This is a genomic window from Nonomuraea sp. NPDC050643 (assembly GCF_040654715.1).
Lineage (GTDB): Bacteria > Actinomycetota > Actinomycetes > Streptosporangiales > Streptosporangiaceae > Nonomuraea.
Map to the genome: position 1 here is coordinate 206,884 of NZ_JBFAIM010000008.1, position 14,976 is coordinate 221,859.

General features: G+C 73.1%; 13 protein-coding genes and 1 pseudogene. 9 read left to right on the forward strand and 5 right to left on the reverse strand.

The window, feature by feature from the left end; genetic code table 11:
• Positions 1-25: 25 nt before the first annotated feature.
• Complete coding sequence (locus AB0I15_RS13185) at positions 26-763, reverse strand: hypothetical protein (protein ID WP_358094166.1); 738 nt, start codon at positions 761-763, stop codon at positions 26-28.
• A 196-nt stretch (positions 764-959) separates the two neighbouring features.
• Between AB0I15_RS13185 and AB0I15_RS13190 the strand changes: the two genes are divergently transcribed.
• Positions 960-2,474 carry an LCP family protein gene (locus tag AB0I15_RS13190; RefSeq protein ID WP_358094169.1) on the forward strand — a complete coding sequence of 505 codons (1,515 nt, stop codon included), beginning with the start codon at positions 960-962 and terminating at the stop codon, positions 2,472-2,474.
• 7 nt (positions 2,475-2,481) lie between these two features.
• On the opposite strand, the gene AB0I15_RS13195 is transcribed toward AB0I15_RS13190, so the two are convergent.
• On the reverse strand, positions 2,482-3,213 hold the full coding sequence (locus tag AB0I15_RS13195; protein ID WP_358094172.1) for an SDR family oxidoreductase: 732 nt from the start codon (positions 3,211-3,213) through the stop codon (positions 2,482-2,484).
• 84 nt (positions 3,214-3,297) lie between these two features.
• Here AB0I15_RS13195 and AB0I15_RS13200 point away from each other — a divergent pair, with 84 nt between their 5' ends.
• The 8 genes and pseudogenes from AB0I15_RS13200 to AB0I15_RS13235 all read left to right on the forward strand — a co-directional run bounded on the left by AB0I15_RS13200 (position 3,298) and on the right by AB0I15_RS13235 (position 11,578).
• A complete protein-coding gene (locus AB0I15_RS13200; RefSeq protein ID WP_358094175.1) occupies positions 3,298-3,864 on the forward strand; it encodes a TetR/AcrR family transcriptional regulator in 567 nt (188 codons plus the stop codon).
• 222 nt (positions 3,865-4,086) lie between these two features.
• Positions 4,087-5,232, forward strand: a complete 1,146-nt coding sequence (locus AB0I15_RS13205; protein WP_358094178.1) for a hypothetical protein — start codon at positions 4,087-4,089, stop codon at positions 5,230-5,232.
• Between the two features lie 67 nt (positions 5,233-5,299).
• Positions 5,300-6,292 carry a LacI family DNA-binding transcriptional regulator gene (locus tag AB0I15_RS13210; RefSeq protein WP_358094181.1) on the forward strand — a complete coding sequence of 331 codons (993 nt, stop codon included), beginning with the start codon at positions 5,300-5,302 and terminating at the stop codon, positions 6,290-6,292.
• Complete coding sequence (locus AB0I15_RS13215; protein ID WP_358094184.1) at positions 6,289-7,062, forward strand: sugar phosphate isomerase/epimerase family protein; 774 nt, start codon at positions 6,289-6,291, stop codon at positions 7,060-7,062. The genes AB0I15_RS13210 and AB0I15_RS13215 overlap by 4 nt, the downstream gene beginning before the upstream one ends.
• An 8-nt stretch (positions 7,063-7,070) precedes the next feature.
• Positions 7,071-7,991 (forward strand): alkaline phosphatase family protein, encoded by a 921-nt coding sequence (locus tag AB0I15_RS13220; protein WP_358094187.1) that lies wholly within the window; start codon positions 7,071-7,073, stop codon positions 7,989-7,991.
• Positions 7,992-8,066: 75 nt separating this feature from the next.
• Complete coding sequence (locus AB0I15_RS13225) at positions 8,067-10,658, forward strand: PEP/pyruvate-binding domain-containing protein (protein WP_358094190.1); 2,592 nt, start codon at positions 8,067-8,069, stop codon at positions 10,656-10,658.
• 61 nt (positions 10,659-10,719) lie between these two features.
• Positions 10,720-10,956, forward strand: a pseudogene (locus AB0I15_RS13230) (ABC transporter ATP-binding protein); the annotation flags it as partial.
• A 16-nt stretch (positions 10,957-10,972) separates the two neighbouring features.
• On the forward strand, positions 10,973-11,578 hold the full coding sequence (locus AB0I15_RS13235; RefSeq protein ID WP_358094193.1) for a response regulator transcription factor: 606 nt from the start codon (positions 10,973-10,975) through the stop codon (positions 11,576-11,578).
• Positions 11,579-11,670: 92 nt separating this feature from the next.
• Here AB0I15_RS13235 and AB0I15_RS13240 read toward each other — a convergent pair whose 3' ends face one another.
• From AB0I15_RS13240 to AB0I15_RS13250, 3 genes are read right to left on the reverse strand one after another with little or no spacing between them, the layout of a single operon-like run.
• The gene (locus tag AB0I15_RS13240; RefSeq protein ID WP_358094196.1) at positions 11,671-12,573 is read right to left on the reverse strand and encodes a sugar phosphate isomerase/epimerase family protein; all 903 of its coding nucleotides are present in this window, start codon (positions 12,571-12,573) and stop codon (positions 11,671-11,673) included.
• A complete protein-coding gene (locus AB0I15_RS13245; RefSeq protein WP_358094199.1) occupies positions 12,570-13,736 on the reverse strand; it encodes a dihydrodipicolinate synthase family protein in 1,167 nt (388 codons plus the stop codon). Before AB0I15_RS13245 ends, AB0I15_RS13240 begins: the two co-directional genes overlap by 4 nt.
• On the reverse strand, positions 13,733-14,878 hold the full coding sequence (locus tag AB0I15_RS13250; RefSeq protein ID WP_358094202.1) for a Gfo/Idh/MocA family oxidoreductase: 1,146 nt from the start codon (positions 14,876-14,878) through the stop codon (positions 13,733-13,735). Before AB0I15_RS13250 ends, AB0I15_RS13245 begins: the two co-directional genes overlap by 4 nt.
• Positions 14,879-14,976: the final 98 nt, after the last annotated feature.

Here is a 14,976-nt window from a genome sequence, read left to right on the forward strand (position 1 = left end):
CTGGTTTGTGGGTTCCGCGCCCATGCTACTCGTCGGTAACTACTCCGCAGACGAGGGCCGCGGTGAGCAGGGCGTAGATGACGCCGGTCGCCGGCTCCCAGAGGTGGGCGCGGGCTCCGAGCAGAGCCGCGACCGCCACGGCCGCGCCCGTCCAGAGCGCCGCGCCCTCTCGCGGGCGCGCGCCGTGGCCGGGGTCCCATGGATCGCCAGGTGATCCTCCCGAGCGCAGGGCGCGCGCCAGTATCCCCAACGCGTCCCGTGCCCACCACAGGAGGAACAACACCCCCGCGGCGGCGCTGATCACCGCCAGCGCCTCGACGGCCCAGCTCAGGGCGTCGGCGAAGGAGTAAAGAGCGGCGTCGCGGAACAGGCGGGGCACCGTCCAGCCGAGCAGCAGCGTCGCCGCCCAGCCGCCGGCCACCGCCAGCCGGCTCAGGGGGCGCGTCCGGCCGGAGCGGGCGACGGCGTACAGTTCGCGCTCGCGCCGCCGTACCCGGCGGGCCCGCGTGCCCCAGACGTACTGGGTGACGGCCAGCGCGGGCAGGGCGGCGCCGAAGATCGCCAGGGACAGTATGGCCAGCGGCAGCGCCTGCTCCCTGGTCGCGGCCCTGTCGGCGAGCAACTGGGCGGTGGTCAGCAGCGCGATGGAGGCGCAGAGCGCGACGAAGGCGCGGCGGCGCGCGGCCCTGGCGCCGGCGCGCAGCCCGGCCACCTCCTGGGCGCCGGGGGGCGGCGCCATCTCGGTCAACAGCATGAACGTCATGATGGCGGCACTGTGCGTGACGACGCCCTGGATTCGCGGGTTTGGATGGAGCCCTTGCTGAGGTGAGGAAGGAGTGCCCCCGAAGCCATGGTCTCGGCGAGTATGGAGGGACGAAGTAGTTGAGATGGGCGGAGATGTCCTCCTCGCTCCTCGTCTGTGACTAAGCTTCGCGATCATGGCGCATGGGGTGAACCGTGTGAGAGAGCAACCGGGTGAGGCGGTTCTCGGCAGGCGTGTGGCGCCGCCGATGCCGCCGGCACCACCTCGCGAGCCCAAGCGGCGTCGTTCGACGCCCAGCCGCAACCCGCTGACGCCCCTCGGCTGGGTGGCGGTGGTGCTGACGTTCCTGCTGGTCGTCGCCACGCTGGGCGGCTACGGCTACTACCGCTACCTCGAGAGCGGTCTCGTCCGCGTGCCGATCGACGTCGGCCCGAGCCGCCCGCCCGACACCGGCGCGCTCAACGTGCTGCTCGTCGGCTCCGACTCCCGCGACGGCGACAACAAGAAGTACGGCGCCACCACCGTCGGCGCGGGGGAGCGCACCGACACGATCATGCTGATGCACATCGCCCCCAACCGCGACGGCGCCACCATGATCAGCTTCCCGCGCGACTCCATGGTCCTGGTCCCCGAGTGCAAGGGCAGGAACGGCGCCGTGATCGGGCCCGGGCTCCGCCAGATCAACGCCGCCTTCAACGACGGCGGCATCGACTGCACGATCAAGACCCTCGAATCGCTCACCAACATCAAGATCAACCACTTCGTGAAGGTCGACTTCACCGGCTTCAAGGGCATCATCAACGCCATCGGCGGCATCGAGATCTGCCTGCCCAAGCCCGTCAACGACCCCAAGGCCAAGCTCGTCCTCGGCGCGGGCGAGCACGTGGTCAACGGTGAGCAGGCGCTGGGCTACGTGCGGACCCGGTACGCGCTCGGCGACGGCAGCGACCTGAGCCGCATCCAGCGCCAGCAGGTGTTCCTGTCCAGCGTGCTGAAGAAGGTCACCGACGGCGGCCTGCTCACCGACCCCGGCAAGATGAACGACTTCCTGCAGGCCGCCGTCAAGGCCGTCACCGTGGACGAGGGGCTGTCCCTCGACCGGATGCTGGAGATCGCCAACAGCGTCAAGGGACTGACCGCCAAGGAGCTCAAGGGCATCACGGTGCCCATCGAGCCGTACCCGCAGAACACGGCCCGGGTGCAGTTCGCCGAGCCGGCCGCCCGGAACTTCTTCGAGAACGTGCGCAACGACACCGACATCAAGGCCGTCCCCCAGCCGGGCAAGACCGCCGCGGCGAAGATCGAGAACAAGCAGGTGCGCCTGCAGGTCCTCAACGCCACCGGCGAGTCCGGCAAGGCCGCGCAGGTGGCCGACGCGCTGGCCGGGCAGGGGTTCGTGGTCACGCAGGTGGGCAACGCCACCACGACCGAGACCACCACCATCCGGTACGCCAAGAAGGACGCGGAGCAGGGCCCGGCCTACGGCGACGTGGTGGCCGCCCGGCTGTCGAAGGACAAGCGGACCCCGGAGGTGGGCAAGATCAAGCCGCTCACCAGCCAGCCGTACAAGTCCACGGTCAAGGCGACCCCCGGCGGCCCCGTCATCCAGCTCGTCATCGGCAAGGACTGGCCCGGCGTGCGCGTCGTCTCCGCGATCCCCGACTCGCTCAAGGACAAGGTCGTCGACAGCACCACGAACCCCTGCCTCTGAGCGGCGCTCAGGCGGTCACCCCCGCGTCCACCGCGATCGTCGCGCCCGTCACCGCGCGCCCGCCCTCGCCCGCCAGGTACGCCACGGCGGCGGCGACGTCCTCCGGTGAGCAGTAGCGGCCCAGGGCCGTGTGGCGCCGCTCCTCGTCGGCCTCCGGGCCGTCGGCGGGGTTCATCTCGGTGTCGGTGGAGCCGGGGCTGACCAGGTTCGCGGTGATGCCGCGCGGGCCCAGGTCCCTGGCCAGGCCCTTGGTCAGCCCGACCAGCGCCGACTTGCTCATCGCGTACGCCGTCCAGCCCGCGTACGGCACCCGCTCGGCCAGGCTGCTGCCGATCAGCACGATCCGGCCGCCCGCCCGCAGGTGCCGCGCCGCGGCCTGCGCCAGCACGAACGACGCCCGCGCGTGCACGGCCAGCACCTCGTCCACCTCCTTCAGCGTCACGTCCTCCAGCGCCCCGTAGGGCGCGATGCCCGCGTTGCCCACCACCACGTCGAGCCGGCCCAGCTCGCGGGCCGTCCGCTCCACCGCCTCGACCAGGTCCCGCGGCTCGGCGGCCTCCGCGCGCAGGGCGAGCCCGCGCCCGCCCGCCGCCTCGATCTCCCCGACCACCGCGGCGGCCCGCTTCTCCGCGCTCCGGTAGGTGATCGCCACGTCGAACCCGCCGGCCGCCAGCCGCCGCGCGACGGCCGCGCCGATGCCTCTGCTTCCGCCCGTGACCAGGGCCACTTCACGTGTCATGTCCGTCTCCTTATCCGGAATGCATTCCGCTTAGAACGTTAAGCGGAATCCATTCCGCATGCAAGCGGTGCGAGGATGGAGATCGTGAGACGCGAGCGCACCGACGCGGCCCGCAACCGCGCCAAGATCCTCGCCGCGGCCGAGGAGATCGTGGCCGCGCGCGGGGTGGAGGGGCTGTCGATGGCCGAGGTGGCCGCGGCGGCGGGTGTCGGCGTCGGCACCCTCTACCGGCGCTTCGGCGACCGCTCGGGGCTCGCCTACGCGCTCATCGACGCGCGGGAGCGGGAGTTCCAGGCGGCGTTCCTCGAAGGCCCGCCGCCGCTGGGTCCGGGGGCGGAGCCGCTGGAGCGGGCCAGGGCGTTCCTGGGCGCACTCGCGGACCGCACGATCGAGCAGCTCGACCTGCTCCTCATGGCGGAGACGGCGGCGCCGCCGGCCCGCTTCGGGGGCGCGTACGACGCCTATCACGGGCACCTGGTCATGCTCATCGGCCAGGCGCGCCCCGGGGCCGACGCCTACTGCCTCGCGGACGCGCTCCTGGCGCCGCTGGCCGCGCCGCTGCTGGCCCACCGGCTCCGCGAGTGCGGGGTGGCGGCCGGGCGGGTCAAGGGCGCGCTCGACGATCTGGTGTCAGGGCTCGCGGGCGCCTGAAGGGTCCGCCATACCCGCCGCGTACTCCACTCTAAACACACTGTGACGAAAGTGACGTAGAGTAGTTTTAGGGAAACATGTGAAATTTCCGGACAACTGGTGGTTGGGTCTGCTAGGAAAGGGCGCGGTCCGAATTCGTACTAGAGAGGTTCCATCGTGGCGCGCGACGAGAACGACAGGCCATACGAGGATGGGCAGGGGAGGTCGTTAAACCCGGAGCTGATGGGTGACGTGCTGTCCCCGCGGTGGAGCACCGACGACACCGACGAGCAGCCCGCCATCCAGGTGGTCGGCAACGAGACCTACATCCTCCCGCCCGACAAGAACTCGCTGACCGGTCTCGGTGAGCCGCAGCGGATCGACGGCATGCGTGACGTGCTCGACGGCCCGGCCCCGCACGACGTGCTGGGCGGGCCCAGCGGCGCCCACGACGTGCTGAGCGCCCCCAGTGGCTCCCCCAGTGGCTCTCTCAGTGGTGCCCACGACGTGGCCGGTCGCCACGACCTGGGCGGCCCGCACGACCCGCTGAACCCCGACGACCCGCTGGGCCTGCAGGACTCCCGTGGCGACCTGGGCGACCTGGGCGGTCACAGCGGTCCGCACGACCTGCTCGGCGGGCACAGCGGTCCGCACCGGGTGGAGTCCCGGCAGGACGACGACGGCAACCCCTACCTGCCGCTCGACCGCGGTTACGAGTCGGGGCGCGACGACGACGACTTCGACGACGACCGGCCCAAGCGTGGCTTCCTCGGCTCGGGGTGGACCGACGACGCGAACGCCGGGGCCTCCGGCGGTGAGCGCGAGGTGCGCCGCCGTACCAGGAAGCTGCTCATCGCGGCGGCCGCAGTGGTGCTGGTCGGCGTGGGCGCCGGCTGGATGCTCACCGGCACCTCCTCCGACGACCCCTGCAACGGCGGCCACTGCGCCAGCGCGGGAGAGGTGAGCGCTCCGACCGACACCGAGGTTCCCGAGGAGGCTCCGGTCGAGGAGGAGCCGGAGGAGACCGCCGACGAGCCCGCAATTTCGGACAGCGCTGAGCCGACCGAAACTGGGCCCGCAAACCCGCCTTCGACGCAACAGCGTGTCCGGCCCACCCGCGAGCCGGCGTCGCAGCGCCCGACGCCCACGCGCACCAGCCAGCCGACCTCCAGGGCCACCAGCAAGCCCACCCGGACCGCGCAGAACCCGACGAACGACACGGCGGACAACGGCGAGCTGAACGAGGACACGCCGAAGGAGAAGCAGGAGTCCAAGCAGCAGGCGACCGAGGCGCCCGTCACGCAGCCGCCCGCCACGACCCAGGCTCCCGCCCCCACCCCGACGGAAGAGAAGAAGGGGCTGCTCGACATCCTGTTCCCGTGGGCCTGAGACGTGCGAGGATGCGGATCCAGGTGCCGGTCTGGCAGACTTGGAAACCGCTTTCCCTGGAGGTCTCGTGGTCACGCTTGAAGACGTCGCCAAGCAGGCCGGCGTCTCGCTGGCGACCGCCTCGCGGGTGCTCAACGGCAGCACCCGCCAGGTGGGCGCGGCCCTGCGGGCGCGTGTCGAGCAGGCCGCGGACGAGCTCGGCTACCGCGCCAACATCGCCGCCCAGACGCTCGCCCGCGGCGCGAGCAACGTCATCGGCATCGTCGTCCACGACCTGACCGACCCCTACTTCGCCGCCCTGGCCGACGGGGCGATGCGGGCGGCGGCCACCGAGGGCCTACTGGTCATGGTGGGCACCACGCACCGCGACCCCGAGCAGGAGATCGCCTACGTCGCCACCCTGAACGCCCAGCGCGTGCGGGCGGTGCTGCTGGTCGGCTCGCGCGTCGCCGACCCCGCCGTCACCGGCCGCCTGCGCGAGGAGCTGGCCCGCTACCAGGCGGGCGGCGGCCGGGCGGCCTGCGTGGGACAGGACCTGCTCGGCGTCGACACCGTCGCGCCGGCCAACCGGGCGGGCGCGGCGGAGCTGGCCGGGGCGCTGGCGGGTCTCGGGCACACGCGGTTCGCGGTGCTGGCGGGGCCGCCCCACCTGGTGACGGCGGCCGACCGCTGCGCCGGGTTCTCGGGCGCGCTGCGGGAGCTGGGGCTGCCGGCCCCGCAGGTGATCCACGGGCCGTTCGACCGCGACGGCGGTTATGCCGCCGCCCAGCAGGTCGGCGACGCCACCTGCGTGTTCGCGGTCAACGACGTGATGGCGGTGGGGGCGCTGGCGGCCTACCGGGAGCGCGGGGTCAGGGTGCCCGAGGACGTCTCGGTGGCGGGATTCGACGACATCGTCACCTTGCGCGATCACGTGCCCGCGCTGACGACCGTGCGGCTGCCGCTGAAGGACATGGGGGCACGGGCGCTGGAGCTGGCCCTGAACGAGGAGAGCGAGATCGTCGTGGAGCAGGTCGCCGGCGAGGTCGTGCTGCGGGAGAGCGTACGGAGGATGGCGTGAAGCTGGCGGTCAGCACGCTGGGGATGCCCGGCGAAGGGCTCGACAGGGCGATCGAGATCGCGGCCGGGCACGGCTGCCAGGGGCTCGAACTGCGGCTGCACCCCGACACCGGCGTGCACGGCGGGCTCGGGCCGGCGGAGCGGACCTCCGTGCGGGAGCGCGTGGAGCGCGCGGGCCTCGAGATCGCCGCCCTCGCCGGATATGTCGGCATCTGCGAGCCTGGGCCGGACGAACCGGTCATCGAGGCGCTCCACACCGATCTGCGGCTGGCCGCCGACCTCGGCGCGCCCGGCGTACGGGTCTTCCCGCGCGGCGACGATCCGTCCGTCGGCGCCCGCCGGCTCAAGGCGGTCTCCGGCACGGCCGCCGGCCTCGGCCTCCGCGTGCTCGTCGAGACCCACGACAGCATGGCCACCTGCGCCGCCGTGGCCGGGCTGCTCACCGAGGCGGGCCGCCCGGAGACCACCGGCGCGATCTGGGACCTGCTGCACCCGTGGCGCCACGGCGAGTGCCCGGAGCGGTCGCTGGCCGCGCTGGGCCCGCACCTGTCGTACGTGCAGGTCAAGGACGCGGTCTCGGCCCAGGACACCACGCCGGTGCCGATGGGGACCGGATCCGTGCCCCTGGAGGAGGCGGGCGAGCTGCTGCGCGCGGCCGGCTACGACGGCTGGGTGTCGCTGGAGTGGGAGCGCACGTGGTATCCGCAGGTCGCGCCCGTCGAGGAGATCCTGCCGGGGGCGGCCGACTGGGTGCGGCGCTTCGCCGCTTAGATGGGGGGATGCCCCCAACCAAGAACAAGGTGCTCGTCGTCGGCATGGACGGCCTGCGGTTCGACCGGCTCATCGCGCTGGAGGCGCCCGTCCTGGCCGGGCTGATGGCCACAGGCGCGTACGGCACCAGTCTGCTCCCCTACGGCGAGGCCGGCACACCGCGTACGGAGTCGCCCGGCGAGGTCGTCCCCAAGAGCCCGGAGCCGGGGGACGGCGGCCGGGTGATCAGGTCCCGTACGGACTCCGGCCCCGGCTGGTCCTCCATCGCCACCGGCGCCTGGCCCGACAAGCACGGCGTCGTGGACAACGGTTTCGCCGGCCACCGGTTCAGGAGTTTTCCGGACTTCCTGACCCGCGCGAAGAACGCCCGCCCCGAGCTGGCCACCGCGGCCTTCTTCTCCTGGGCCGCCCTGGCCGAGCACGGCGCGTTCGGCCCCGCCATCGACCTCCGTTTCGTCCTCGACGGCTACACCGTCGGCTGGGCCGCCGCCGACAAGCAGGTCGCCGAGGCCGCCGAGCGGCACCTGGCGGCCGACGACCCCGGCGCCGTCTTCGTCTACCTGGGCGACACCGACGAGGTGGCCCACGACCTCGGCCCCCACTGTCCCGAGTACGCCGCCGCCCTCCAGGCCCAGGACGCCTACCTGGGCCGGCTGCTCGACGCCGTGCGCGCGCGGCCCGCGTACACGGAGGAGCGCTGGACCGTGCTGGTCACCACCGACCACGGTCACGTGGACGCGGGCGGGCACGGCGGCACCTCGGACGAGGAGCGCACGGTGTTCGTGATCGTGCACCGGCTGGGCGAGGACCTGGGGGGACGCCGGCTGGCCGGGCCCCGGCTGGTGGACGTGGGGCCGACGGCGCTGGCCGCGCTGGGCGTGGCCGTCGATCCCGCCTGGGATCTGGACGGTGTGCCTCTCGAACCGTGATTCATCGACCGTTGAATTTCCTGGCGTGAGGCGTGACACTGGATGACGGGACGCTGAACGGCAGGGGTGCACGCGATGAAGACGGTCATGGACTTCTCCGAGATCGACGCCGGCATGCTGGCCGAGGTGGGTGGCAAGGCCGCCAACCTCGGCGAGCTGACCAGGGCCGGGCTGCCCGTGCCACCCGGCTGGGCGCTGACGACGGAGGCGTACCGGCAGGTAGCCGAGGGCCTGGAGATCGGGGGCCTGGAGACCGGGGGCGAGGGGCTGGCCGAGCGGGCCAGGCGGCACCTGCTCGACGCGCCGGTGCCGGACGCCGTGCGCGAGGCGATCGTGACGTCCTACGCCGCGCTCGGCGACGACGTGCCGGTGGCGGTGCGCTCGTCGGCCACGGCCGAGGACCTGCCGTTCGCCAGCTTCGCCGGGCAGCAGGACACCTTCCTCAACGTGGTGGGCGCGCGGGCTGTGGTGGAAGCCGTACGCCGGTGCTGGGCCTCGCTCTGGACCGACCGCGCCGTCGCCTACCGCGAGTCCAACGGCATCGACCACGCCGCCGTGCGGCTCGCGGTGGTGGTCCAGGTGATGGTGGACGCGCGGGTGGCCGGGGTGATGTTCACCGCCAACCCGGTGACGGGCCGGCGGCGCGAGGCCGTGATCGACGCCGCCCCCGGGCTCGGCGAGGCCGTCGTCTCCGGCGCGGTCAACCCCGACCGCTTCATCGTCCACGGCGGCGAGATCCTCGAACGGCAGGCGGGCGACAAGCGGCTGGCCATCCGCTCCCTGCCCGGCGGCGGCACCGAACGCGTCGAGACCGCCCCGGAGAGCGCCGCCGGCGGCCTCTGCCTCACCGACGACCAGGTGCGCGACCTGGCCGCGCTGGGCGCCCGCGTGGAGGATCACTACGGCGCGCCCCAGGACACCGAGTGGGCCGTCGACGCGGACGGCACGCTCTGGCTCACCCAGGCCAGGCCCATCACCACGCTCTACCCGCTGCCCGAGACCACCAGGCCGGGGCTGCGGGTGTACTTCTCGGTCAACGTGGCCCAGGGCGTCATGGGGCCGCTCACGCCCATGGGCCTGTCGGCGTTCCGGCTGATCAGCGCGGGCGGCGCGGGCCTGGCCGGGCACGGCCCCGCCGACCCCCTCGACGGCGCGCCCTTCCTGGCGGTCTCGGGGGAGCGCGTGTGGCTCGACCTCACCGCCGCCGTACGCAGCCGCCCGGGCCGTGCCCTGCTCCCGCGCGCGCTGACGCTCGGCGAGGCCCGCACCGTGAGCGTCATGGAGCGATTGTTCGAGGACCCGCGCCTGGCGCTCGCGCACACCTCCCGCCGCCCCTTCCTGCGCGGCCTGCGGTCCTTCGCCCGCCGCGTCCACCTTCCCTCCCGCGTGCTCATGGCGCTCACCAGGCCCGGCAAGGCCCTGGCGTACGCGGCCCGCCTCGGCGAGGAGCTCGACGGGCGACTGGCGGTGCCCGGCTCCGCGACCCCGGCACAGCGCCTCGACCACGCCGAGCGCATGCTGGCCGGCACCTTCCCGGTGATCATCTCGATCATGCCGATCGTGGTCACCGGCTACGGGCTGTTCGCGCTGGCCTCCAAGCTGTCCGGCGTGCCGGTCAACGAGATGGGCGACGTCCTGCGCAGCGTCCCGCACAACCCGACCACGGAGATGGACCTCGAACTGTGGCACCTGGCCACCCGCGTCGAGCCGGAGCCGTTCAGGGAGCGGTCCGTGGCCGAGCTCGTCCGCCTCTACCAGGAGGAGCGGCTCCCGCCCGTGGCCCAGCGGGAGATCACCGCGTTCCTGGCCGCCTACGGCCACCGCGGCGTCGCCGAGATCGACGTGGGCGTGCCGAGGTGGTCGGAGGAGCCGGCGCACATCCTCGGCGTGCTGGCCAACTACCTGCGCGTGAACGGCGGCCTCGCGCCCTCGGAGCTGTTCGCCAAGGGCGTCCAGGAGGCGGACGCCGCGATCGCGCGGGTGGCGGCGCGGGCGCGGCGCAGGGGCCGGTGGCGGGCGGCCGTGGTGCGGTTCGGGCTCGGCCGCACGCGCACGTACGCCGGGCTGCGCGAACTGCCCAAGTTCTACCTGGTCAAGACCATCGCCGCGGTACGGCGCAGCCTGCTCGTGGTCGGCGGGCACCTGGCGGGCCTCGGTGTGCTGGACTCGGCCGCGGACGTGTTCTACCTCGACCTGCGGGAGGTCAGGGCGGCGCTGGACGGGGGCGACCTGCGGGACCTGGTGGCCGAGCGGCGGGCGGCGTACGAGCGGGAGCGGCGCCGGCGGCACGTGCCCAGGGTCCTGCTCTCCGACGGCACCGAGCCCGAGGCCCTGGCGGCGCCCGCGGCGGAGGGCGCGCTCACGGGCACGGCCGCCTCGGCCGGCACGGTCACGGGCGTGGCCAGGGTGGTGCTCGACCCGGTCGGCGCGCACCTGGAGCCCGGCGAGATCCTGGTCTGCCCCTCGACGGACCCCGGCTGGACGCCGCTGTTCCTGACGGCGGGCGGTCTGGTGATGGAGATGGGCGGCGCGATGTCGCACGGCGCGGTGGTGGCCAGGGAGTACGGCATCCCGGCCGTGGTCGGCGTCGCGGACGCGACCCACCGCGTCACCTCGGGCCAGGAGATCACCGTCAACGGCGCGGCGGGCACGGTGGAGCTGTCGTAGGGGTCCTCCGGAAGGAGGATGTCCCGCGCACGATCGGGCGATGCCGCGCGCCGCCGCGCCCCGCCAGCGGCTCAAGCTCGCGCTGGCCCTGGTCGGAGCGCCGGAGCTGGTCGTGCTCGACGAGCTCACCACCGGGCTCGACCCCGTCGCCCGCCGCGAGACCTGGACGCTCATCGGCGATCTGAAGGCGTCCGGCACCACGGCCGTGCTCGTGAGCCACTACCTGGACGAGGCCGAGGAGCTGTGCGACCGGGTCGCGGTGTTCGGCCGGGGCCGGATCGTCGCGCTCGGCACCCCAGCATCCCGTGCGCTTGATGATCGTCGACGACCACCGGGTGGTGCGCGACGGGCTGCGCGGCATCTTCGACGGCGTGCCCGGCATCGAGGTGGTGGCCGAGGCGGGCGACGGGCACGAGGCGCTGGCCCGGGCCAGGACCGCCCGGCCCGACGTGGTGCTGATGGACCTGCGCATGCCGGGGCTCGACGGGGTGGGCGCGATCGAGCGGCTGTCGGCCGCGCATCCGGAGATCCGGGTGGTGGTGCTGACGACGTACGACACCGACGCGGACGTGTCGCGGGCGCTGGCCGCCGGTGTGGCGGGCTACCTGCTCAAGGACGCGCCGCGTGAGGAGCTCCAGGCGGCCGTCCGCACGGCGGCGGCCGGCGGCCGGGTCCTCGCGCAGCGGATCACCTCGCAGCTCATGGCGGGCCTCGGCCCGAAGAGCGGGGTGGCGCCGAGTCCGCGGGAGCTGGAGGTGCGCCGGCTCATCGCGCGCGGCGCGGCCAACAAGGAGGTGGCGCGGGCGCTGCTGATCAGCGAGACCACGGTCAAGACCCACCTCAAGCACGTCTTCGCCAAGCTCGGCGTGGACAACAGGGCGGCGGCCGTGGTCGCCGCGATGGAGCGGCGGCTGATCTGACGCCGCCCCCGCGCATCACCAGGCATGCCCTCACAAGGGGCGCTACCACGTTCTCGCGGCGCGTCACGTCGCGAGCGCGTCCTCGCGGTGGGTCACGAGGCGGGCAGGACCACGTCCTCGTAGCGGGCCTTCATCGTGGCCACGACCTCGTCGGGGTCGGCGGCCCAGATGTCGGCGTTGAAGATCTCCACCTCGACGTCCCCGGTGTAGCCGGCGGCCTGGACCGCGCGGGTGATCGGCCGGAAGTCGATCACGCCGTCGCCCATCATGCCCCGCCCGAGCAGCACGTCCGCCGGCAGCGGGTGCAGGTAGTCGCACACCTGGTAGGAGGCGATCCGGCGGCCCGCCCGCGCGACGTCCTCGAACAGCTTCGGGTCCCACCACACGTGGAAGGTGTCGACCACCACGCCGACCTGCTCCTCCGGGTACGGCAGGCTCAGTTCGAGCGCCTGGCCCAGCGTGGACAGGACCGCGCGGTCGGGGCAGTAGATCGGGTGCAGCGGCTCCAGGGCCAGCCTGACCCCCCGCTCCCCGGCGTACGGCGCCAGCTCCGCCAGCGCCTCGGCCACCCGCTGCCGCGCCCCGGCCAGGTCGCGCGAGAAGCCCGCGGGCAGCGCCTCACCCGGCTTCACCCCGGGCAGGCCGCCGACGACCATGACCAGGCAGGCCGCCGACAGCTCGGCCGCCTCGTCGATGGCCCGCCGGTTGTCCTCCAGCGCCTGGGCGAAGGCGGCGCGGCCCTCCTCGCCGGGCAACCCGCCCGCCGTGAGGAAGCCGCCGCGGCACAGCGACGACACGCGCAGCCCGGCCGCCCGTACGAGCTTGACGCTCTCCGCCAGCCCCTGCTCGGTCACCTTCTCGCGCCACAGCCCGACCGCTCCGAGCCCGTGCCGGACGCACCCGTCCACGGCCTCGGCCACCGACCAGCGTCTGGTCGTCCACTGGTTGAGTGACAGCCCGCCGAGCCCGGCGGCCGTCCGGCCCGGCCCGCTCACAGGCCGTTCACCGCCAGCAGGGCCTTCATGCGGCGCACGGCCAGCTCCTGGTCGGCCAGCAGCCCGGCCTGGTCGGCCAGGCGGAACACCTCCGACAGGTGGATCAGCGAGCGGGCCGACTGGGCGCCGTTCACCATGACGAACGCGTCCTGGTGGCCGTTCAGCCAGGCGAGGAAGACGATGCCGGTCTTGTAGTGGTACGTCGGGCTCTCGAAGATCTTCCTCGACAGCGGGACGGTCGGGGCGAAGATCTCGTCGTAGCGGGCCAGCAGCCGCTCCCGGTCCGCCTCGTCATTGGCCGCCTCGGCCGCGTCCAGCGCCTGGAGCGCCGCGGCCGCCGCCGGGGCGATGGCGTCGAAGATGCCCAGCAGCGCGTGCGAGCCTGACTTGATCAGCGACGGGTAGTTGAAGTCGTCGCCGGTGTAGAGCTTGACGCCCTCGGGCAGCGCCGCGCGCAGCCCGATCTCGTGCTCCTCGTCCAGCAGCGACACCTTCACGCCGTCCACCATCGGGGCGTGGGCGTGCACCAGCTCCAGGAACGACTCCGTGGCCGCCGCCACGTCGCGCGAGCCCCAGTAGCCGGCCAGGTTCGGGTCGAACATCTCGCCCAGCCAGTGCAGGATCACCGGGCGGTCGGCCAGACCGAAGAGCTTGCCGTACACCTGGTGGTAGTCCTGCGGTCCCGTCGCCACGCGGGCGAGCTGGCGCGAGGCCATGACGATGACCCCGGCGCCGGCCGACTGGACGGTCTCGATCTGCTCGGCGTACGCGGCGGTGATCGTGTGCAGGTCGGCGGCGTCGGGCGCGTGGTCGGTGCCCGCGCCGCAGGCGACGAGTGTGGCCGGGTCGCCGTACGAGCGGGCCTCGGTGGCGCTGCGCCGGATGAGCTCCTTGGTCGCCGCCCAGTCCAGGCCCATGTTGCGCTGGGCCGTGTCCATGGCGTCGGCGACGCGCAGGCCGTGCGACCACAGGTGACGGCGGAAGCGCAGCGTGGCGTCCCAGTCCACGGCGGCGGGGGAGCCGGGGGTGTTGTCGCCGAGGGGGTCGGCCACCACGTGGGCGGCGGCGTAGACGATGCGCCGCGCCGCCGGCGTCTCGGCGACCGGCCAGGTCGCCGGCTCGCTCAGCGGGTAGGAGCCGAAGCCGGGCAGGTCGAGCCTCACAGCGACGGCACCTCGATCCTGCGGCCCTCGGCGTTCGAGCGCAGGCCCAGCTCGGCGAGCTGCACGCCGCGGGCGCCGGAGGCGAAGTCGTTCGGGAACGGCGCGTCCTCCAGCACGTGCCGGACGAACGCCTCCCACTGGATCTTGAACCCGTTGTCGAACTCGGCGTTGTCCGGCACCTCCTGCCAGCCGTCGCGGAAACGCGCCGTGGCCGGCAGATCGGGGTTCCAGACGGGCTTGGGGGTGGCGGAGCGGTGCTGGACGCGGCAGTTGCGCAGGCCCGCGACGGCGCTGCCGTGCGTGCCGTCCACCTGGAACTCGACCAGCTCGTCCCGGTTCACGCGAACGGTCCAGGAGGAGTTGATCTGGGCGACGATGCCCCCTTCGAGGTCGAAGATCCCGTACGCGGCGTCGTCGGCGGTGGCCTGGTAGGTGTTGCCCTGCTCGTCCACCCGCGCCGGGATGTGCGTCACGGCCTGGGCGTAGACGGACCGGACGCGGCCGAACAGGTTCTCCATCACGTAGTGCCAGTGCGGGAACATGTCCAGCACGATGCCGCCGCCGTCCTCGATCCGGTAGTTCCACGACGGGCGCTGCGCCTCCTGCCAGTCGCCCTCGAACACCCAGTAGCCGAACTCCCCGCGCACCGACAGGATCCGGCCGAAGAAGCCGCCGTCGATCAGCCGCTTCAGCTTGAGCAGGCCAGGCAGGAAGAGCTTGTCCTGCACGACGCCGTTCTTGACGCCCTTGGCCGTGGCGGCCTCGGCCAGCGCGATGGCCTCCTGCGTCGACTCGGCCGTCGGCTTCTCGGCGTAGATGTGCTTGCCCGCCTCGATGGCCTTCAGCACGGCCTTGACCCGGGCGCTGGTGACCTGGGCGTCGAAGTAGATCAGGTTGCCGTCGTCGGCGAGGGCCGCGTCCAGGTCAGTGGTGAAATCCGAAATTCCGTGCTTCGTAGCGATATCTGCAAGTTTGTCGGCATTACGACCCACCAGCACGGGCTTGAGCTTGACCCTTTCGCCGTCCGAGAGCGTGACACCGCCCTGCTCGTTGATGGCCAGGACGGAACGGACCAGGTGCTGGCGGTAGCCCATCCGTCCGGTGACGCCGTTCATCACGACGCCGATGGTGCGCACGCTCATGGGGATCCCTTCAGGACAACATGCGGAAAGCGCTTTCCCGAACCGTACGGCCGGGCCACCGAAGGCGTCAAGTAGCGCGAGCCTCAGGTGGGCCTCGA